17 protein-coding genes are annotated in these 19912 nt (G+C 39.7%); 4 read left to right on the top strand and 13 right to left on the bottom strand.

The window, feature by feature from the left end; translation table 11 throughout:
* Positions 1 to 2 precede the first annotated feature (2 nt).
* Positions 3 to 161 carry a FeoB-associated Cys-rich membrane protein gene (locus B5P37_RS07675; protein ID WP_085237666.1) on the top strand — a complete coding sequence of 53 codons (159 nt, stop codon included), beginning with the start codon at positions 3 to 5 and terminating at the stop codon, positions 159 to 161.
* A 209-nt stretch (positions 162 to 370) separates the two neighbouring features.
* On the opposite strand, the gene B5P37_RS07670 is transcribed toward B5P37_RS07675, so the two are convergent.
* Positions 371 to 2122 carry an ABC transporter ATP-binding protein gene (locus B5P37_RS07670; RefSeq protein WP_085237665.1) on the bottom strand — a complete coding sequence of 584 codons (1752 nt, stop codon included), beginning with the start codon at positions 2120 to 2122 and terminating at the stop codon, positions 371 to 373.
* 277 nt (positions 2123 to 2399) lie between these two features.
* On the opposite strand from B5P37_RS07670, the gene pbp4 reads away from it, so the two are divergent.
* On the top strand, positions 2400 to 3677 hold the full coding sequence (gene pbp4 / locus B5P37_RS07665; RefSeq protein WP_085237664.1) for a penicillin-binding protein PBP4: 1278 nt from the start codon (positions 2400 to 2402) through the stop codon (positions 3675 to 3677).
* 212 nt (positions 3678 to 3889) lie between these two features.
* Here pbp4 and tagD read toward each other — a convergent pair whose 3' ends face one another.
* The 3 genes from tagD to B5P37_RS07650 form a co-directional block, all read right to left on the bottom strand.
* Positions 3890 to 4288, bottom strand: a complete 399-nt coding sequence (gene tagD / locus B5P37_RS07660) for a glycerol-3-phosphate cytidylyltransferase (protein ID WP_085237663.1) — start codon at positions 4286 to 4288, stop codon at positions 3890 to 3892.
* Between the two features lie 94 nt (positions 4289 to 4382).
* Positions 4383 to 5474, bottom strand: a complete 1092-nt coding sequence (tarB, locus tag B5P37_RS07655; RefSeq protein WP_085237662.1) for a teichoic acid glycerol-phosphate primase TarB — start codon at positions 5472 to 5474, stop codon at positions 4383 to 4385.
* A 74-nt stretch (positions 5475 to 5548) separates the two neighbouring features.
* Positions 5549 to 6352: an ABC transporter permease gene (locus tag B5P37_RS07650; RefSeq protein ID WP_085237661.1), complete on the bottom strand. Its 804-nt coding sequence runs from the start codon at positions 6350 to 6352 to the stop codon at positions 5549 to 5551.
* A gap of 276 nt (positions 6353 to 6628) precedes the next feature.
* On the opposite strand from B5P37_RS07650, the gene tagH reads away from it, so the two are divergent.
* A complete protein-coding gene (gene tagH / locus B5P37_RS07645) occupies positions 6629 to 7423 on the top strand; it encodes a teichoic acids export ABC transporter ATP-binding subunit TagH (protein WP_085237660.1) in 795 nt (264 codons plus the stop codon).
* 266 nt (positions 7424 to 7689) lie between these two features.
* Here tagH and tarA read toward each other — a convergent pair whose 3' ends face one another.
* Positions 7690 to 8511, bottom strand: coding sequence for an N-acetylglucosaminyldiphosphoundecaprenol N-acetyl-beta-D-mannosaminyltransferase TarA (tarA, locus tag B5P37_RS07640; protein ID WP_085237659.1), 822 nt, complete (start codon positions 8509 to 8511; stop codon positions 7690 to 7692).
* 367 nt (positions 8512 to 8878) lie between these two features.
* Between tarA and B5P37_RS07635 the strand changes: the two genes are divergently transcribed.
* Entirely contained in the window at positions 8879 to 9640 is a 762-nt protein-coding gene (locus B5P37_RS07635; RefSeq protein ID WP_425319115.1) for a M50 family metallopeptidase, read from the top strand.
* Positions 9641 to 9703: 63 nt separating this feature from the next.
* Here the strand turns inward: B5P37_RS07635 and sbnI are convergent, their stop codons facing one another.
* Genes sbnI through sbnB form a run of 8 tightly spaced genes read right to left on the bottom strand, consistent with a single transcriptional unit; the run spans position 9704 to position 19910 of the window.
* Positions 9704 to 10471, bottom strand: a complete 768-nt coding sequence (sbnI, locus tag B5P37_RS07630; protein ID WP_085237657.1) for a bifunctional transcriptional regulator/O-phospho-L-serine synthase SbnI — start codon at positions 10469 to 10471, stop codon at positions 9704 to 9706.
* Complete coding sequence (locus tag B5P37_RS07625) at positions 10471 to 11670, bottom strand: type III PLP-dependent enzyme (RefSeq protein WP_085237656.1); 1200 nt, start codon at positions 11668 to 11670, stop codon at positions 10471 to 10473. Before B5P37_RS07625 ends, sbnI begins: the two co-directional genes overlap by 1 nt.
* Positions 11657 to 12439 carry an HpcH/HpaI aldolase family protein gene (locus B5P37_RS07620; protein WP_085237655.1) on the bottom strand — a complete coding sequence of 261 codons (783 nt, stop codon included), beginning with the start codon at positions 12437 to 12439 and terminating at the stop codon, positions 11657 to 11659. Before B5P37_RS07620 ends, B5P37_RS07625 begins: the two co-directional genes overlap by 14 nt.
* Complete coding sequence (gene sbnF, locus B5P37_RS07615) at positions 12436 to 14190, bottom strand: staphyloferrin B biosynthesis protein SbnF (protein ID WP_085237654.1); 1755 nt, start codon at positions 14188 to 14190, stop codon at positions 12436 to 12438. The genes B5P37_RS07620 and sbnF overlap by 4 nt, the downstream gene beginning before the upstream one ends.
* The gene (locus B5P37_RS07610; RefSeq protein ID WP_085238442.1) at positions 14165 to 15895 is read right to left on the bottom strand and encodes an IucA/IucC family protein; all 1731 of its coding nucleotides are present in this window, start codon (positions 15893 to 15895) and stop codon (positions 14165 to 14167) included. The genes sbnF and B5P37_RS07610 overlap by 26 nt, the downstream gene beginning before the upstream one ends.
* The gene (locus B5P37_RS07605; RefSeq protein ID WP_085237653.1) at positions 15882 to 17141 is read right to left on the bottom strand and encodes an MFS transporter; all 1260 of its coding nucleotides are present in this window, start codon (positions 17139 to 17141) and stop codon (positions 15882 to 15884) included. Before B5P37_RS07605 ends, B5P37_RS07610 begins: the two co-directional genes overlap by 14 nt.
* The gene (sbnC, locus tag B5P37_RS07600; protein WP_085237652.1) at positions 17113 to 18888 is read right to left on the bottom strand and encodes a staphyloferrin B biosynthesis protein SbnC; all 1776 of its coding nucleotides are present in this window, start codon (positions 18886 to 18888) and stop codon (positions 17113 to 17115) included. Before sbnC ends, B5P37_RS07605 begins: the two co-directional genes overlap by 29 nt.
* An 11-nt stretch (positions 18889 to 18899) precedes the next feature.
* Positions 18900 to 19910, bottom strand: coding sequence for a 2,3-diaminopropionate biosynthesis protein SbnB (sbnB, locus tag B5P37_RS07595; RefSeq protein WP_085237651.1), 1011 nt, complete (start codon positions 19908 to 19910; stop codon positions 18900 to 18902).
* Positions 19911 to 19912 lie beyond the last annotated feature (2 nt).

The following is a 19912-nucleotide window of genomic DNA, read 5'->3' as shown; positions in this document are numbered from 1 at the left end:
ACATGACCATTGTAGTCAATTTGTTACTCGTATTATGCATCGTCAGCTATACGCTATATACGCTAACAAAGTTTTTCAAAAAATCCAAACAAGGTAAATGTAGTGCTTGTGATGCAAATCAACAGTGTCCTACTGAACATTTACCTAAACATTTACAATAATTTGTAATCAAGCGTCACATCTGATTATTGAGGAATAACTCAGTCCCTTATCTCAATAGCATCATAGCGGGTGACTTGCCGTGCTCAAGTGCATGATTTCTGTTTTAACTTTCTCATTGCTACTTATAGACCGAAAAGAAAAAGCTGGAAACATATCGACATCACTTTTGCACTAAGTAGATGTTGATGTGTTCCCAGCATTTTTAAATTTAATGATTCTCGTTGTCTTCTGGCACTTGTTGGTGTGTGAGGTTTTGCGTCTCCACAAATTGTTGATATTTTTCATGTGTTTGCATTAACGACTCGTGACGCCCTTTGCCGGTCACTTCTCCATGATCTAAAAAGATGATTTGTGCCGCCTTTTTTATCGTAGAGAGTCTATGTGCAATGACGATGGTTGTACGGTTTTCCATTAATATATCTAATGCTTCTTGGATTTTACGTTCACTTTCACTATCAAGATTTGCTGTCGCCTCATCTAGCAACAAAATATCAGGATTTTTTACAAAGCTTCTTGCAATATCAATCCGCTGACGTTGTCCTCCTGATAGTTTCAGACCACGTTCACCTACAATCGTATCGTAACCTTGTTCGAACGCCATGATAAAGTCATGACAATTCGCTAATTTCGCATAATGTATCAGTTCTTCCTCAGGTACCTCTCTGTCGATACCATACAAGATGTTGTCACGAATCGTTCCATTCATCATCGCATTACTTTGCATGACGTAACCAATCTTTCTTCGCCAATCCGTAAGTGACAGATCATATATCGACGTGCCATTATACAAGATATCCCCTTGCTGAATTTCGTACATCCGTTCAATCAAGCTAAATATCGTACTTTTACCAGAACCCGATGGTCCCACGAACGCCGTCACTTCACCTCTCAGTACATTAAATGAGACATCATTTAATACAGTAGCGGTATCGTAACCAAAACGCACATGGTCAAACGTTAAATCTCCTGTTGGAATATCATGTTGGACGTTAGGTGCATCGATACGTTCAAGCGGTTCATGTAAGATTTCATAAATCCGGCTACTTGCTCCAACCGCTTTTTTATAATCCGTCACCAATGTCGATAGATTAATAAGTGGCATAGATAAATTCAATACGTAAAAAATCATGGCTACCAGTGTCCCCGCTGAAATAGCCCCTGAAGCGATACGCATCCCACCAAAGCCTAAAATAATACCAATCGTTAACAGCATAATAATCCCAGAAATAGGTTGGACAATTGCTGCGATCTTCGCTTGTTTCAGTCCTAAATCATAAATCTTTATTAGATTATGATGTGCTTTATCCAATTCCAACTGCTCTGTATTGGCAACTTTGACTAAACGCATCTCCGTCAACACACGACCTAATAAGCCACTAAAATTCGCGACTTCCGTTTGTGTGTTTGTCGATATTTTTTGCATGATTTTACCGAGAGGCACCATGACCAACACAAAAATAGGAATTGTAATGAACGTCAGCAGTGTCATTTGCCAATCAAGAACAAACAGCATAATCAACGAACCGATGAGTGTAATAATCGACGGGAAAAAACCTGGGAGTTTTTGTGATATAAAGTCATTAATCACCTTTGTGTCATCCGTTAAACGACTCATCAACTGACCGCTTTCATTCTTATCAAAAAACGGCATTTTCAAATGGATGATATGACGCCATAACACTGAGCGAATTGCATAAATAATTTTTTCACCAATTTTGTTTAACAAATAATACCCAATACCACTTAATAAAGCGTTAACTACAAATACGACAACTAATATCCCCAAAAAAACTGGATTGATCGACTCTACGGTGAATTTATCTACCAATTGACCAGTAAACAAAGGCACAAGTAGTCCACTTAGACTGCCTAATGAGGCAATCAACACGGCCACAATAATCAACCCGACTGGCCATGAAATTTTCTTTAATAAGAACAAAAGTGGGTTACGTTCTCTCATAATGACATACCTCTTTTTCTATTGTTATCGTTGCATTTTAAGACTACCTTCAGTCTTCGCGCTCTGTACAAGCAGTCTAACGCATTGATTTACGCTCCTTTTCATATATGACGTTAACAGATAATCCTTAAACTTTCCACCACTTTTGGAATTAATTGAAACTCTGACTTTTCCCAATGCACATCAATTGCAATCTCGTTTATAAACGCTTCATTTTATGATAAAATATTTCATGTTGTTTTATTATTTATAGCTATTTTAGATTGAGGGTTGCCAGATGAAAAAATTAATATTATCCATTGTGGTTGTATTCTTCGCCACTACTATTATAACACCTTTCGCCCGGGCATATACACCCACACCTGTCGAGCTTGCACAACAGAGTGGCTATCCCGTGACATGGCCTTACCAACCTGAAGGCATGATTAATATTAGCGAAACAGGACAAATTTTGTACAACTATCATAGCAACCAACAATGGTATCCTGCTTCTATGACAAAATTGATGACGATGTACTTAACATTGCAGGCTGTTAAAGAAAAGAAACTTTCACTGAATGATACGGTGAAAATCACGGACCAACATTATCGAATGTCTACGCTTCCCGAGTTGAGTAATACAAAACTTTACCCCGGTGAAATATATACGATTGCAGAACTACTTCAAATTACAGTTTCAGCGTCAAGCAATGCCGCTGCCTTAATTTTAGCCAATCAAGTTTCAGGAAACACCTCAGACTTTGTTGATAAAATGAATGAAACTGCCAAGGCTTTAGGAATGACGCACACCCACTATGTTAATCCAACTGGTGCAAGAAACCGCTTATTGCTAGAATTTGCACCTGAGAAATATCGAAATGAGGCATCATCTACCTCTACACCACGTGATTATGCCATTCTTGCTTTACATACGGTCAAAGATACACCTAAAATTTTAGATTTTACAAAACAAATTGCCCCTACGCAACACGGAGTAACTTATTACACTTTCAATGATTTGTTGGAAGGTGGAAATATGAGTTTACCGGGAACAGATGGCTTAAAAACAGGATCGAGTGATATTGCGGATTATAATAATTCTCTTACTACAAAACGTGGTGCATTTCGTATCTTTCATATTATTATGGGGGCAGGCGATTATCGTCACTTAGGTGGTGAAAAAGAACGTAACATGATGAGTGCAAGTGCCATTAACTATAGCTTTGCTCAATATGATTACAAAAAAGTCCTATCCAAAGGCAAGCATGTCATCGATGATAAAAAATATTATGTCACACAAGATTTATATGACGTTGTTCCAAAAAGTCTCAAAACGCCTTATCATTTTGTTGTCACAGATAGTCAAGTCCACCTAGAATATCCACGCCAGTTTATTACGAAAAATCAGGGGCCGCCTTCTGTTAAAGTGGAAAACCCACTCATTTATGAGTCTAAATCTGTCGTCGTTTCAAGTTGGCGTGCATATCCTGTATTGACGACACTCGCATTTGCAGTTATCGTATTGATACTTGCTTTCATACTCAACCGCATTTTCAGCTTGTTACGAAAAAAATAAACTTTTAATATCAACCATTTCGAAATGACTTCAAGGCGCCACATCGTTTATTCCAATGTAGCGCCTTGACTGAGTGCACTCGGAATCCCCATTGAACATCTCAGACTTTGTCTATTGGAGAAACTTAGAGTGTGGTTTCTCACTATTTCCTTCATTAAAACAAACAGAGACTGGCGCAATCGCGTGCCAGTCTCTGTTTGTTATATTCAATATTACTTTACATCTTTACCATACAATTCTTGTTTGATTTGCGTTGTTGAGATACCTTCCGTCCGCTTCAAGTAAATGACTTCACACTTACCTTTTAAGAAGTCAAATTCTCCTTCCCAATCATGGCCCATCACAAAAGTATCAATTTCATATTTTTCAACGTCTGATTCTTTTTGCGACCAATCCTTTTCAGGGATGACGAGGTCAACATAACGAATCGATTCCAACATCATTTTACGTTGTTCATAATTGTAATATGATTTCTTGTTTTTAATTTGATTAAATTCATCACTCGAAAGTGCTACAACAAGGTAGTCCCCCATTTCTCGTGCACGGCGTAACAATTCGATATGTCCATAGTGTAAAAGATCGTACGTTCCATATGTAATTACACGTTTCATCTTTACACCTCCTTAACATAGTTAAAATTAACTTCATTTTGTAAAGATTATAGCACAAACCAATATCGATTCCTAAAAATAATCGATTTACACCTTATATTTTTACTAGTTTTTTAACATAGTTCACGACTTGATTTAAACTTTCACTTGTGTTGTATTGATGCCATTCTTTAAACAACGGCTGAAGTTGACCTTCTCGAACTCGTTCATATAATGACAGTTCATCATATACTTTATACATCTGAGGGATATCATAATAATATTCATTCAAACCACGAACTTTTTCATATTCCGCTTCATCATAAACATAGAAAAGTGTTGGCGTATCTGCAATACTCGCTTCTATTGCTAAAGAACTGTAATCTGTAATAACCAAATCGGCTAATACAATCAAATCAAGTGTGCACATTTTCGTATTTTGCGCAGTTCCCACCACAGTGGGGTGATATTTACTTAAAAGCGTATAACCTGGAACCGCTGTTTCAAAAGTTTGTTTATCTATCGTTCGATTGGCACGTCCTTCTTCACGATACGTTGGCAAATAGACCGCTACTTTATTATCAATGCCTAACTCTTTTTTCAGTTTTTCTTTGTGCGCTTGATGGTCTAAACGGCGATACGTCGTTAATCTCGGACTCCCAAAGCCGATCAGTTGTTCATAGCGCGCACCAAACGCCTTTTCGAAGCAATGTGCCATTTGTTGTCCCCCGACTAAATATTTGTCGGTTGCTTCATAGACGGCACGATATTGTGCAACTTGTGGCTTGTGATTTAAATCCACAGCATGGTCTTCTAAACCGAACTTTTTCAGTGCACCTGCCGCATGCCATGTTTGAATCACAGTCTGACCTTTCTTTTTTTCCCATCCTGCCATTAATAAATAATACGTATCAATAAAAATGACTTTTGCAGTAGCCAATGCAGACAATTGCTTTAAAATTGTAGCAGTTTTAAGCGGATAGCATGTCACATGATCTCTGTTTTCTAAATAGTGAAAATCTTTTTCTTTTGCAAAAACAGTAATTCTAAACCCTTGTTCATCTAATTGATAGATAATCGGTAACTGGTCTTCCTTGAAAGTCATTAAAAATACGATATGATTTCTATCAATGCGTAAAGTACGATAAAAACGGCTTAAAAAAGCCACAATATATATATATAACGCTTTGATGTAATGTCGCATCATCTCTTCACCGCCTTAAAATATTATTTATAAACAAAGCCCCCAACACAATTCCATGTATTGAGGGACTGTTCTCATTACATAAAATCTGCAAAGTGATCTCTGTAGCGCATATGTAACATCGAACCCATAATAAATAACATAACTGTAACACAAATATTGTATAGTGCAAGTTCCCAGTGCGTGATAAAGTACCACTCATGAAAGAGGATTGCCGCACGGTAACTCTCTGCAACAAAATAAATAGGATTAAACATTAAAATCTTTTCTGCCAACGATCCTGCAGGAGGTGTCCACAAAATCGGTGACGCGTAAAAAAGAACCCTTAATAAAGCTTGCATTGCCATTTGTGTATCACGAACGAGCACACCTAAAGTTGAAGTTAATAATGAGACTGCCGACGTAAAACAAAATGCAAATGGAATGTAAAGAAACAGTTGCAACATATAAATGCTCGGCTTAATGCCTCCCACTGTACATAAAACAATAATCGCAAGGACCAACATTAAATGACCATACAATTTACTCGTCACAATATAAGTCGGAATAATAGAAAGGGGGAAGTTCATTTTTGCAACTTGACCATACTTCATCGTAATGGATTTCGTTCCTTCTAAAATACCTTGATTAATGAAGAACCACATGCTGATACCGACGAGTAACCAATAGATAAAAGGAATGCCGTCGATAGGATGATTACTTCTGATTCCAAACCCAAAGACAAACCAGTAAACCATAATTTGTATCACAGGATTAATCATCTCCCAAGCTAATCCAAGATAGTTGTTATGGTTTGAAATCTTAAGTTGGAATTGTGCTAACCGTTGAATAAGGTAAAAACTTTTAAAATGCTCTTTCACTACGGTAATAACAGAATTCATAATTTACCACGCTTTCACATGCTGGATAACCACCTAGAACGCATACTAAAGTGACCGTTGCACATTAATATTTGACCTAGTGTATCCCATCGCCTATTCTTTAATTGAAAAGCTGTACTGAATTAAGTAGAATAAATACATTGTATTCCTAATACTTTACAATAGCTTTACAAATTTAACAACCATACAATAATATATTATAATCTATAGACATAAGATGATGGAAGTAAAATACAAAATTCATTCTAATATTATCAATGTAAGGACTGTTCTCAGATGAATCCAACTGTCAGTATTAATGAAGTGACAAAAGAATATCGTATTTACCGAAACAATAAAGAACGTATTAAAGATGCATTGTGGCCGAAGCATAAAAACAAAACATTTTATGCACTCAAAGATGTCACATTTCAAGCCTATGCAGGTGATGTAATCGGATTAGTAGGTATTAATGGCTCAGGTAAATCAACGCTCAGTAATATGATTGGGGGATCTCTCTCACCCACACATGGGCGGATCGACAAAACAGGTGATGTGAGCGTTATCGCTATCAACGCAGGGCTCAACGGCAACTTAACAGGCATGGAAAACATTGAGTTCAAAATGTTATGCATGGGTTTTAAAAAGAATGAAATTAAAGCACTCACACCTGAAATTGTCGAATTTAGCGAACTGGGCGAATTTATTTATCAACCGGTCAAAAAGTATTCGAGCGGGATGCGTTCGAAACTCGGTTTTTCTATTAGTGCAACGATCAATCCAGAAATCCTTGTCATTGACGAAGCGCTCTCTGTAGGTGATCAAACGTTTACTCAGAAAAGTTTGAACAAAATTTATGAATTTAAAGAACAAGAAAAAACCATTTTCTTCGTCAGTCATAATATCCGACAAGTCAAAGATTTTTGTACAAAGATCGCTTGGATTGAAGCAGGTCGTTTGAAAGATTTCGGTTCTGTAGAAGAAACCCTCCCTAAATATGAAAGCTTTTTAAAAGATTTCAAGAAAAAATCCGCTGCCGAACAAAAAGCATTTCGCAATGCCCTAGATGAAGCACGGTTTGTCGTTAAATAGTAGTCTCATGTCATGGATGAGGCGCTTTCATCAATCAGTGGTTGGTGGCGTGAATCATGCCACTTCGCTTTTCTAACTTTTCTTTACAGGTTCACTGTTGAACAGCAAATGAATGCCATACTTTATTGTATCTTGATTCACTTCAAATGTGGTGTGATTTGTTTTCTTGAATGCATATTTCACTTAATATCAGGTGCTTGATACACGCAAAAAGAGCGATTCGGACAATCACGCTTGAGATTGTCTGAATCGCTCTTATCCATTAACTATCGCATCAACTTTTGCTTATATACAGCAAACATAAACTTAGGAATACGTTTCAATCGATGGATGCGTTTCAAATCGGTCAATGCACGATATACCCATTCTAAATTCATTGCGCGCCACACATAAGGCGCCCTTTTTACGTCTCCACTATATACGTCGATTGAGCCGCCCACACCCATCATTAAGGTGTGATCAAAATGATGACGATTATTTTGAATCCATTGCTCTTGCTTTGGATATCCCATTCCGACAAAAATAAAATCCGGATTAAACTGGCGAATTTGTTCAATGACCGATTGATCCGTTACATCGATAAAACCATGATGCGTTTGAAGCGCAATATTTGGATACTGACGTTGAATACGTCGTGCTGCCTTCTCTACAACAGGCGACGTTGCCCCAAGTAAAAACACTTTTTTGTTGCTGATATCCGCAATGTTTAAACATGTTTCCATCAGTTCTATACCCGGAACGCGTTCTTTCAGCGGTTGCCCCAATATTCGAGATGCTTTTACAATACCTGTACCATCCGGGACGATGTAATCGGCATGTTTAAGTGTCTGTAAATAAAGTGGATCTTCTGAAGCGTAGTGCACGATTTCAGGATTAGCTGTAACGATAAACAAATTGTGCTGCGTCTCTGTTTGTATATATGTCAAAATATTTTGATGCATGTCCAATAATGTCACATTATCAAACATGACATCCATCACTTGTACTTGTGCAGTTGCCTCTTTTAAAGCATATCCTTCTTCTACTGTAGTGGTATCACGACTAGGTAAAGTGCCCTCATGATGACTACTAGGCAATGCTTTCACCATAGTCTCACCTTCTATCTCTTATTATATTTAACAGCTGTTTACAATATTTTTACATGATATTGATGCTACTTTAACACATTTTACACCAAAATCAAGTTAAATCCTATTATTTTTATAAAATTCATTCTAAAGTCTGAAATCGAAAAAACCCACTACTCATGTCATCAATCCTTTCGTTGATTGTGTGTAGTGGCAAAGGAAAATAATGTTTAAAATCAGGCCATCAACTGACTTCTAGCGCTTTTACTTTTGCTTCATTTATTCCCTAAAGACGTTTTCTCATTCTGTCACGATAAATGTCCAACCACTTTAAGACTTAAGTCCATAGTATGGTGTTCAGGAAATCATTATAATTAAAGTAAGATTTATGAAAGGATGGACTTCTATGCAAGGATACTCTTGGATTACTTCCCCTATGCCCATTTCATTTCTAATACTCATCTGTCTCACAGGGGGATATTTATTATGTCGACATTACGCCAATCGTCCAATTTTTTCATGGCTCGATATCGCACTCAATTACATTCCCGTGCTCACGCATGAATTTGGACACGTCTTGTTCAATCGATTGTCAGGTGGACGGGTGCTAGACTTTGTCGTTGTTGCCACTCGACATGAACGTCAAATGACAGGGCAACAAGGCTATGCTGTGACACAAAGTAGAAGTCGTTCTGGACAAATTTTCACGACATTGGGCGGCTACTTAATGTCTCCGATCATGCTCACATTAGGTCTCTACTTCCAAAGTAAAGGGCAAGGCGCACTGTTTGTTCTATCTTATATTTTGATTTTTATTTATTTTACGTGGAAGACTTCACGAAAATTAGTTCCAATTTTACTCATTGCCTTTTTAATTTTAATCGGTTATCTCGGCATACAGTCTGAAAACTTATCACAGTATTCTCTCACTTATATGTTCGTTTACCATCTTATTCTTGGAACGCTTTTAGGTGAAATCATACAATCCACCGTCACCATTGTCCAATTAACATTCGCCCGTCCTCAACCTGATTGGGATGGCACAGCATTAAAGATGTTAACGCATCTCCCTACTTTCATCTTTTCTTGCTTTTGGATTATGATTAACATTTGTGCGTTCTATTATTTCATTCAACATACTTTACTTTAAAACAGAACAAGCAATGCAATCGGACGCATCCTCACTTGCATTGCCTGCCTGTTCTGTTTTGAGTTATTCTCCTTCAATCAAATAAACTTTTTCAGTGTAACAACGCATATTTTCAATTTTTTTCTGTAAAAAAGTCCGCCATTGTCTATGCTGTGTCAATGCATCTCGTCCTGTTAAAAGCCGTAATGGGACTTGTAAATTCAAACACCGTCCTACAATATTAAAACGCGTCACACCTGCTGGCACTTTTTGCCCTTTATTGACAATGGCTTCAATTTCACTCATTTGTAAGGGGGGATATTTCATTAGTACATCACCCGAATCTAAGCACAACCTCGTACGATGCGGGATACGTTCTACTTTACACCTCGAACTATAACATTGAACGATTTTTTTCCACGCTTCGAGCGAATGGTTTCCTAAATCCGCTTTGTACAAATAATATTCGGTGTGTGAATCGCACATTGTAATAAATGGTGGCGTTTCACGTACTTCTGTCGTCCACGGTAATAATGGCTCATTCGCTAAAATGTCACACCAACGTCCGCTCCGGATTTTGTGATGCCAACTTCCAATTGAATACTGCGTACGATGAATGATTTGTACTGGGATCATTTGACATCCGAGCATTCGTAAACTCATATAGCGATGAACGCCATCAATGACCATATAGCGCCCAAGTTTTGTTTTGACGACGAGTACTGGATGACGCAATCGCTGCTCTTTTTCAATACTCGCTTTTGTCTTTTCTAATCGCCCAGGTTCATAAGCTTCATGAAGATCTATCTTATCTACTGAAACCAACTGTAAAGTCTCGCGAAGATTCTCCATTATTCCTCCTCCTTTTTACGTGACCAATAAATGAATTGAGGATGTGGATGACTTAAAAAATCATGATGTGAAATCGACCAACCATATGCCCCTGCGTATTCAAAGATAATAACATCTCCAACAGTCAATTTTGGAACCATGATGTCTTTAGCAAAAACGTCTTTCGGTGTACACAATTGCCCTACAAGGGTGACAGGCTGTTGTTGGATTGATGGCATATTCAAAGGACTCGACGGTTCAGCCATCGTTAAGATTCGAAATGGGTGTTGATGTTGCCACGAAACGGGAAGTCTAAAGTGCTGTGTGCCGCCTTTTAACACCGCAAACCAATGTCCATGAACACGTTTTAAATCAAGCACTTCTGTCACATAATAACCGCTATGTGCCACTAAGTAACGTCCGCATTCAAAATTCAATGTAACCTGTTGCAATTGTTCCTGTTCTATTAATCTTGCCAACTGTGATGTAAAGGTCGTCCAGTCAAATTGCGCACTCAAATCTGCATAATTGACGCCAATCCCACCTCCGACATTGAGATGTTGCAAGGTGAATTGATGTTGCGTCGCCCAGGCTTTTGCTTTTTTAAAATACAATGCCATCACTGCTAAATGACGTTTGGCATCTAAATGATTCGAAATAGAGTGAAAATGAAAACCGTCCAACTGAATACGGGGCATTTGAAGCGCCATTGCAATCGCGCTATCAACATCGCTTTCATCTATTCCAAATTGTGTCGGTTGCCCTGCCATATGTAATGTTGCGCCTGGAAATGGCCCAGCTAAATTCACCCGAAGCAATATCGACATCGTCTTATTTTCACGTTCTAACAACATATTTAAGCGCTCTAGCTCCAACACACTTTCGACATGTATGCGTCGAATACCTTGTTGAACCGCATATAATAATGAATCTTCTGTTTTCCCTGGCCCACCAAAAATAATACGGTCAGCGGTTGTATGTTCAAGTGCTTTAGCCAACTCACCTTCTGATGCCACTTCAAAACCGGCTACGCGTGGATTGATCTCTGCTAAAAGAGGGGATTCACTGTTCGCTTTCATCGCATAATACATCTCACATTGTTTTGGCAACTGTGCTGTTACATTTTCAAGATGCATTACCAACGCATCCATATCATAAATGAAATGACAAAGTGCCCCTTGTTGTTTAAGCTGCTTAACGTACATTTCAAGCGTTGTCATCTCTATTCACCTCTTTCATCTGTGCCAAATCTTGTTGCAAATGACGATATATTTTCCCTCTGTCATCTCCCATCAATAAACACTGTACCCCTTGATTGCGCCATTGTTTGACTTGCGCCTCATCCCGCGGGAGCGCGCAGAAATATTTCCCCGCTGCCTTGGTTGCCTGATATATTTTTTGAATCGCACATTGAACGTCTTCATGACGCGTTTGCCACGGCAATCCTATTGATTGAGACAAATCTGCAGCGCCTTCAATAATCATGTCTAAACCGTCCACCTGCACAATATCTTCAATTTGTGCCACCCCTTCCATATCCTCAATCATTGCGATAACGATGATTGACGCATTGGATTGCGTCATCGCAGTAGTCAACGGAATCTTACCAAATTGTGCAACTCTGCCCCCGTTTAAACTGCGCATACCTTGGGGATAATAACGACTTAACGCCACTACACGTTCTGCTGTTGCGCGATCTTTCACATGAGGGATGATAATGCCTTTTGCTCCCATATCTAGTACTTTGATGATATCGCGTTCAATTGACGCACTCACACGGACAATCGGAATAATCTGCGCTGTTTCAGCCGCACGAATCATATGTGCAAGGGTACCATCATCTATAGCGACATGCTCTGTATCAATCACCACAAAATCATAACCACTCGCTGCAATCAACTCAACGACCAATGGATCTGGAATAGCATTCATTAAACCATACTGCATTTTTCCTAATTCTAGATTGGCTTTCAGTGATAATACACTCATTGAACCACCTCTCTTAACGGATTTCGTACTTGATGTAAACGCAACGCAACATCTTCTCTGAGACGACGTGTCGTTAGTTTTTCAATTTGAATCGTCGGTGCAAATAAATCAAAGTGTTCATAGTTTGGTAACGACGGAAACCTGTCTTGATACCTTTCAATCACTTTACGGATTATGCGCCACTGCGTTTGTGCTTCAACCTCGTAATTTTGATGAACGAATTGAACAATTTCTGCAATATTAATGAAGAAAAACGCATCATGAAGAAAATCTCTCACAAGTGTTACGGACTCCGTTTCAATGAATGAATTGCAATTCACTTTACGATGCGCTTCAGGGGTATAACGCAACTGTGGGTATTGTGCAATATCACTCAACAAACTCGGCTTAAATCGCAAACCATCATGAAAATCTTTCAGTGCAATACGCGTTGGCCAACCGTCCTCATGAATCAATGTCATATTTTGCGCATGTGACTCAAAAGCAATCCCATGATAATAAAGCATGTGAATCATTGGTGTCACCGCCACATCATAAAATTGCTGTAACCATCGTTCAACGCCATATTTTGAGCACCATGAATCAATCAATGGTCGCCCAGTGGTATCTGTTGAATAAAGCGCATTAAAAGGAAGCGCTGACTCATGTTCCTTAATATAGTGATAAATGTTTTCTCTCCAAATGACACCTAACGTTCCATAGATTTGCGTTTGTTTTATGGAAGATAATGTCGGATGATGATAAGCATGACCGAACACTTCACCTAAAAAAATTGTTTTCAATTCTTTTTCAAGGAAAGCGTCACGGGATTGGATACGCTTGAGCCAGTCTGTGATTTGTGCAGCATTTTCAATTGTGTGCGGGGCTAATACGCGCTTTGTAGACGTATTCGTAATACTGATAGGCACTTTTAAGCAGTACTTATCCTTATCTGTAGGCGCAAGCGTGCGAATCGATTGCTGTGGCATATAATTTTCCTCACACGTTCCCAACCAAATCATCTCCCCATTCATCCAAGCTTCTGCAAATACAACTTGGATGACATGCTCAAACTGCCAAGGATGAACAGGCAATATCATCATCGTTTCTAAAGTATGGCCAGCATGCGCAATCCGTTTTGTAAATTTTTCAAATGTCGCATGCCCGAGCTGCTTTTTCAACAACTGTAGCCTATCCACCGTGTGTGAGACAGTGGTTTCAACATAGTCCGATTTGACGGCAATCCATTGCAATGGCACTGACGGTCGAAAATCAGGTCCATAGGTTGTATTATCCGTCAACGTAAAACCGAGCCGCGATTTATAACTCGGATGATAAGGATGTCCTTCCATTGCGTATGCTTCAAAATCATCAAACGTTTCTAAATTTTGTATCGGTTGACGTGCACGAGAACGTAATGCCTGTGTATCTTTTAATTCCGTTTGTAACAACTCCAGAATGAAATCTTCCAATCGTGCTTCATCTTTTTCAAAAGTAAAGTTCACTTCTCTGAGGAGTTGGACATAATTTAACGTTTCGACCACTTCGTCATTTTCAACACGCCAAATGGGGGACATGACCCGCAATCGATCAAAACTGTCTGTGTGCGTCATTTGCACACGATATTGCGCTGTCTCTCCATTGATGTGATAGGCATATCGCGTTGAATCGTTCAGCGGAAGCATTTCATATTGAACAATATCTTCATAGACGAGAGACGTGATGAGTTGATGCATAATCCGTTTTCTAACTTGTTGAATGATTTGACTCATCGATGAAGCCCTCCTTTTCACAAATAGGATTCGGTATTTTAACATAAATGGGGTCTTCTCCCCGTTCTTGTAATTTACTCATTAAATTAGCTTTTGCGTAAAAAATAGGATTGTAGCGTAAATCTTCCAAACATTGGATGAGCAGATCACGGCCTTGTGCCTTTTGTTGCCATTCCGCCAATGTCGCGTTCACCGCTTTCCAAAGCAACAACTCTTGCCCTGTCGCTTTGCCTAACGTTGAAACAAGATGCCCTAAATGATTGACAATAATGTAATACTTAAAGCGATGCCATGCCTCTTGATGACGATACACAACCGGACTCTCTTCCCCGATAATCTTTGGGATAATGCCTTGTTGTGTCGCAATCAACTCGGACACACATATCCCTTCTAAATCACGTACATAACAGACGGTTGGACATCCTTCTTCTATTGTGACTAATGTATTTTGAACATGGGCTTCTAGGCTAATCCCCGTTTTAACAAACAAGTCGAGCATCGGCCAAATCACTCGATTTAAGTACAACGTCAACCATGCTTCACATGATAGTCCACTTTGCTGCCACACTCCGGCTAACTTGGAATGCACATGGTCTGGCATTGTTTCTAGCAGACTCGCAAGCACATGAATTTCCACCTCAGGACCATAATCCACGATGCCTTCTCGCACGATCATGGCACTATTGGCCAAAAGATCAAGAGATGTTTCATCATGGTTAGGTTGCAATGCACGATAACCATGTTCGAACATCAATTTAAAGGTGGGCGTTTCAAATTCATTTTTGATTGCTGCGACAACTTCCGCTGCGTCTAATGTCCTTTGTATCTGTTCAAAATCATTCGTCCTGATAAAGTTGGTCAATCGTACTTGTATCGGCAACTTTAAATAGATATTTAATTTTTTTGAAAAGACCGTACGTACAGATGAAGTGGGATAAACGACATCTCCACGTTGCCCTAAATCTTGTATTCTTCCGTTAGCCAAATATTGTTGGATCACCGGCTCCTGCTTTAAAACCGCGATTTGATATGGGTGAACAGGGAGCAAACGATACGTTGCTGTGTACGCATGTGCTTCGATTTCAGCTAATTGGCGCAGTGTCTGATCTACAACCTGTTCATATGTTGGGACATAACGTTCAACCAACAGTGTAGGATCAACCGCTAAATAGTGTAATTGAAAAGCCGCGTGGCATTCAGGTGCATATTTTTCAATATCTTCATCTGTAAAGCCTGTCGCACTTTTAGGTGTAGGATGAAAGGGATGACCTAAATAAAGCGATTGTTCAGATATTAAATAATCATCGTTGCCTGTGATAGCGGGACGTGTCATTTGTTCAAGATAACGTGCCGTTCTTGTAATACTGTTATGCATGTCTTGTTTCACACGTGTCACAATCGCTGTAAGAAGTGTCTCCTGCGCATCATCCGCCATCGCTTCGAGCACATACGTTATCGCTTCTAAAAGTGTTAACTGCGAGACATGCCCTATACTTTCTAGATATACGGCTTTGTCATACATATGGTGTCCCATGGGTGACCAATAATGCCATGTGCCACGCAACGTCAACTGATCATTCAAACGAATCTCCCATTGCGATGTATCTGATACGGTTTGATGCATCCCGTTTTCACGAAAATAAATATTTAAAAGTCGCTCTAACGTGGCATGTTCTGCGCGTTTTCTTGTATTAATATTTTGCACGACGTTCATTAACCTCCCAAAAATCCTTGAATATCGGATTTATTTTTTGATTTTTAATCTGTGATGTCCATAATACGGCACTGCTCAAAATAAAGGTCACTCCCATCATGATAAATGTGCTTGCTGGTGACGTATGGCTCGTTACCCATGCCCCACTCAAACTTCCGATCATTTGCCCAACGACTAAAAAACTGTGTGTCGTTCCAACAAATGTCCCTTTAAGTTGCTGATGACTTGCGTTGACGACGACGAACATGACACTTTGAATTAATGCACTGTATGTCAAACCTTGGAAAATACGCGCCAAACCGAGCATCCACAAATCCGATGCCAAACCTTGCCAAATGACGCTCATGCCACATAACACGCTAGCAATCATATACACATTTTTTACGTACGCTTTATCATTAAAATAGCCCCATAAAGGTGCACTGATCATAGAAGCACCCCAAAAAGCGGACTGGATCAATCCCACTGCCGCGCGATGATCAATCGATGTGTGATTGACATGTGAGGTCAGGGGTGCGAGTGCAGTGAGCATGCCATACATTGCAAAATTTGCAAGCATACCCACAATAATAAAGCGACAAGTCAAGGGGGTGCATAGCAAACATTTCATCGAATGACGTACACTTTTTTGTCTCTTTTGTTGTGGGACATCAAACTGTGATTGTGTCTCTGTTAAATAAAAAACAGCAAGCACACACATCGTTATTGTTAACCCCGCAATCATCAAGAGCAACGTTTGAAAACCAACAATTGTAGCGAGCAGTCCTCCAATAAACGGACCGATTAGTGCACCCGCACTGACTGCACTTTGTAGTTTCCCAAGCACTGTCCCGCGTTGCACTTCAGGGGCTTCACTACTCGCAAAAGCACTCGATGCTTCAACGACACCCCCAAAGGCGCCTTGCAGTAATCGGACAAGAATGAATTGAAACGGCGTTTGACAGAAAGCCATCAGCAGTAAACAAATGGCTAAACCAAATAATGCACGAATCACCATCCACTTACGGCTAATGCGATCCGCAAGTTTTCCCCATAAAGGCGCCACCATCATCGTTGTCAACGCTGGAGCAGCAATGGCGAGACCACTCCACAATTGAATTTCAACAATATTCAGTTTTTTTAGTGACGCGATATAGATTGGCAATAATGGGACTAAAACCGTCAGCCCTGCAATGGCGATCAATTGACCGAACCATAGCATTCGAAAATTACGTTGCCAAATGCGTTGTGCTGTCATGTGTCACCTTCATCGGATTCGGTACACGGCTTAAGCTAGAAGGCATGCTTCCTCCTCCGTCGCTCCGTTGATACAGAAGCGGCAACAAGATCCGTTTAAACGGCCATGTTTCTTGTTGAAAAATGATTCGTACGACTTCCTCATACTGCCCTGGCAACCAATCTATATCTCCAATCGCATTGTGCATTTTTTGTCTCACTAACGTCATTAAGGTCATTTCCGATATGTTAAAAACGTCCACGAGTGCATCAACAATTGCGTACAAATTGACACTCACTGCTAACGTTTGGAAATATGCGAAGAACCTTTCTATTGCTTTGTTCAATAACGTATTAGGGGTATCTTTTCGCACAATATATTTCGGTTGTTCTAACCCGTTTTTCTCTAGCCATTTTGGAAATATGCGAACCGTATCGTGATCTCTAAGAATGAAATGTGTCACCTGCCCATCTCGAAAAGAAACTAAGACATTTTGACCGTGTATTTCAGGTAACACACCATATTTGATAAAACCTAAAGCCATCTTCAAAAATTGTAAGCTGAGCTGTTCAAATAAGTGCAGCAACTGTGATGTCGTAGGTTCTGGTGTTCCTAAAATACGTTGATATAATCCTCGGTCATGCGCAGCAAGTGCAGCCATTGATACCACGATTGTGTTATCCGCCATGCTTTCAGGGTAATATCTGAACTGCATCGTTAAGTGACCGGATTGATCTTGAAAAATATCACGTTTTTCATTGATAAATGACCACCATACTGTTTCGTCGCAAAGTTGAACACTTTCATGAAGTAATGTGTCACGCGCTGTAATTTCACGTAATAACCCCTCTCCAGCTTCACCATTTTTCATATATCGTGTAGGTGTTAAGCGTAATGCGCCTAATGATTGCATTGAAAATGGTACTTTTAAATGCACCATCGATGGTTCAGTCGGTAACAACGTACGCATTGATGAAGACGAGACATATGCGCCAACATGCATATCGAGTAAAACGACGATACCTTGTTCAATCTCTGATTCGAATTGTTGTGGGATGACATGTGCATATTGCCATGGATGAACTGGAAAAATCAGATAGGCCTCAGCATCATAACCCCTTGCACTTAAAACTTGGCGACTTTCTTCCAAAGCAGTACCCCAAAACGTTTCATAGCATTGCGTTGTCGCTGTCGCACTGTGCAAGACATGTGTCTTCTTCACTGCAACTGTTCTAACTGCAAATGGTCGATAATATTCGGATTGGTAGCACTGATAATCTTCAGGTGTCAGACCTCTTTTTTCTTTCGCTAAAGGATGAAAAGGACGATCTTTTAAACTGGCCAATTGTTCGGAATAAATAAATGTATCCTCAGATGGAGAGAAATGAACATACTGATCTGTCAGTTGCTCAATAGCTACTGCCAACCCTGCAGTCACACGCTGATGTTCCCATTCTGTTGCAATATCTGCATTCATCGTAATAAACTGCTGCCAGAAAGCGACCGCTTGCAGTGGACGACAAACTTCCGCTTCAACACATTCAACAGCATCTCCATTAAATCGATACATATTCAAACCGCTTTGATAGACTGGAATAAGCAACACGGTATCTTGTTTCTCATATCGTAAATAACATTGCTGACCTAGGCGCATGGACTGACTTGCGCTGACTATCCCTCCGATATCTTCAAATATCAGTGCATCGACAAGATCTTTAAGGATGTGGCGATGTGCACGTTGTTTAAAGGACTCCTCATAGGTAGACATCGACACACCTCCTAATAAAGACTTAAAGTTGTACCTAGATTTTCAGCTTGCGCACGTTGATAAATCAAATATGCACTAGCGATATCTTCAATCGCCATTCCCATAGGATTCAATAAAATGATTTCATCTTCATGTTCACGGCCGACTTTTTCACCTGTGACCAATTGTCCGAGTTCGGCATGGAGTCGCGCCTTGCTAAAGCGTCCTTCTTCAACAAGCTGATGAATGGTTTTCTTCTCTCTATTACACTGAGACCAATCATCGACTACGACTTTATCCGCTTTAACAAACACCTCTTTTTCAACATCCATAATCGAAATATTGCTAATGAATGTCCCTGGACGCAACCAGTCATATGCAATATAAGGTTGGTCTGTTACCGTACACGGAATCACAACATCACCATGTGACACAGCTTCTCGTGCGGTTGATGCTTGTATCCACGTCACGTCAGGGCGATGTTTCTGCCATTTTTCTATCATTTTCTTCGATGCTGCTTCGAACTGATCATACAAATAGACACACTGAATATGATCAAATTGCTCTAACATCGTCTGTAACTGCTTCTCACCAATCAAACCACAACCAATAATAGTCAGATTTTCAAAGTTTTCTTTCGCTAAGTAACGTGCCGCAATCGCTGATACTGCCGCTGTCCTCATACTACTTATCAAACTTGCTTCCATGACCGCAATGGGATAATGCGTCTCTGGATCATTTAAAATAATGACCCCACTCGCCCGTTCAATGTCCCTTTTAGATGGATTATCATGCTTGCTACCAATCCACTTGATCCCAGAAATCGGATGTGCACCTCCAACATAACTCGGCATCGCAATAATCCGATCCGCAATATGACCATTTTCTGCATCTTGTCGTAAATATGGCTTTAAAGGTTGTACAAAATCTTGATGTGCATGTGCAGTCAAAGCTTCGGTCAATGCCTCCATATAAATATGTGACTGTGCACCTCCAGCTTTCTCAATATCCGAACGATTTAAATACAATAAAGTTTTATCCATTT

Origin of the sequence: Staphylococcus lutrae (genome assembly GCF_002101335.1) — a bacterium.
Taxonomy (GTDB): domain Bacteria; phylum Bacillota; class Bacilli; order Staphylococcales; family Staphylococcaceae; genus Staphylococcus; species Staphylococcus lutrae.
This window is presented reverse-complemented; position numbering and strand designations above follow the sequence as displayed.

What these genes read in the sequence shown, in the direction of transcription:
- B5P37_RS07650 (WP_085237661.1), bottom strand. Translation starts at nt 6,352, where the DNA reads ATGAATTCTGTTATTACCGTAGTGAAAGAGCATTTTAAAAGTTTTTAC.
- tagH (WP_085237660.1), top strand. Translation starts at nt 6,629, where the DNA reads ATGAATCCAACTGTCAGTATTAATGAAGTGACAAAAGAATATCGTATT.
- tagD (WP_085237663.1), bottom strand. Translation starts at nt 4,288, where the DNA reads ATGAAACGTGTAATTACATATGGAACGTACGATCTTTTACACTATGGA.
- sbnB (WP_085237651.1), bottom strand. Translation starts at nt 19,910, where the DNA reads ATGGATAAAACTTTATTGTATTTAAATCGTTCGGATATTGAGAAAGCT.
- sbnC (WP_085237652.1), bottom strand. Translation starts at nt 18,888, where the DNA reads ATGTCTACCTATGAGGAGTCCTTTAAACAACGTGCACATCGCCACATC.
- B5P37_RS07620 (WP_085237655.1), bottom strand. Translation starts at nt 12,439, where the DNA reads ATGAGTGTATTATCACTGAAAGCCAATCTAGAATTAGGAAAAATGCAG.
- sbnF (WP_085237654.1), bottom strand. Translation starts at nt 14,190, where the DNA reads ATGAGTCAAATCATTCAACAAGTTAGAAAACGGATTATGCATCAACTC.
- B5P37_RS07625 (WP_085237656.1), bottom strand. Translation starts at nt 11,670, where the DNA reads ATGACAACGCTTGAAATGTACGTTAAGCAGCTTAAACAACAAGGGGCA.
- B5P37_RS07605 (WP_085237653.1), bottom strand. Translation starts at nt 17,141, where the DNA reads ATGACAGCACAACGCATTTGGCAACGTAATTTTCGAATGCTATGGTTC.
- B5P37_RS07670 (WP_085237665.1), bottom strand. Translation starts at nt 2,122, where the DNA reads ATGAGAGAACGTAACCCACTTTTGTTCTTATTAAAGAAAATTTCATGG.
- tarA (WP_085237659.1), bottom strand. Translation starts at nt 8,511, where the DNA reads ATGGTGAAAGCATTGCCTAGTAGTCATCATGAGGGCACTTTACCTAGT.
- sbnI (WP_085237657.1), bottom strand. Translation starts at nt 10,471, where the DNA reads ATGGAGAATCTTCGCGAGACTTTACAGTTGGTTTCAGTAGATAAGATA.
- B5P37_RS07635 (WP_425319115.1), top strand. Translation starts at nt 8,879, where the DNA reads ATGAAAGGATGGACTTCTATGCAAGGATACTCTTGGATTACTTCCCCT.
- tarB (WP_085237662.1), bottom strand. Translation starts at nt 5,474, where the DNA reads ATGATGCGACATTACATCAAAGCGTTATATATATATATTGTGGCTTTT.
- B5P37_RS07675 (WP_085237666.1), top strand. Translation starts at nt 3, where the DNA reads ATGACCATTGTAGTCAATTTGTTACTCGTATTATGCATCGTCAGCTAT.
- pbp4 (WP_085237664.1), top strand. Translation starts at nt 2,400, where the DNA reads ATGAAAAAATTAATATTATCCATTGTGGTTGTATTCTTCGCCACTACT.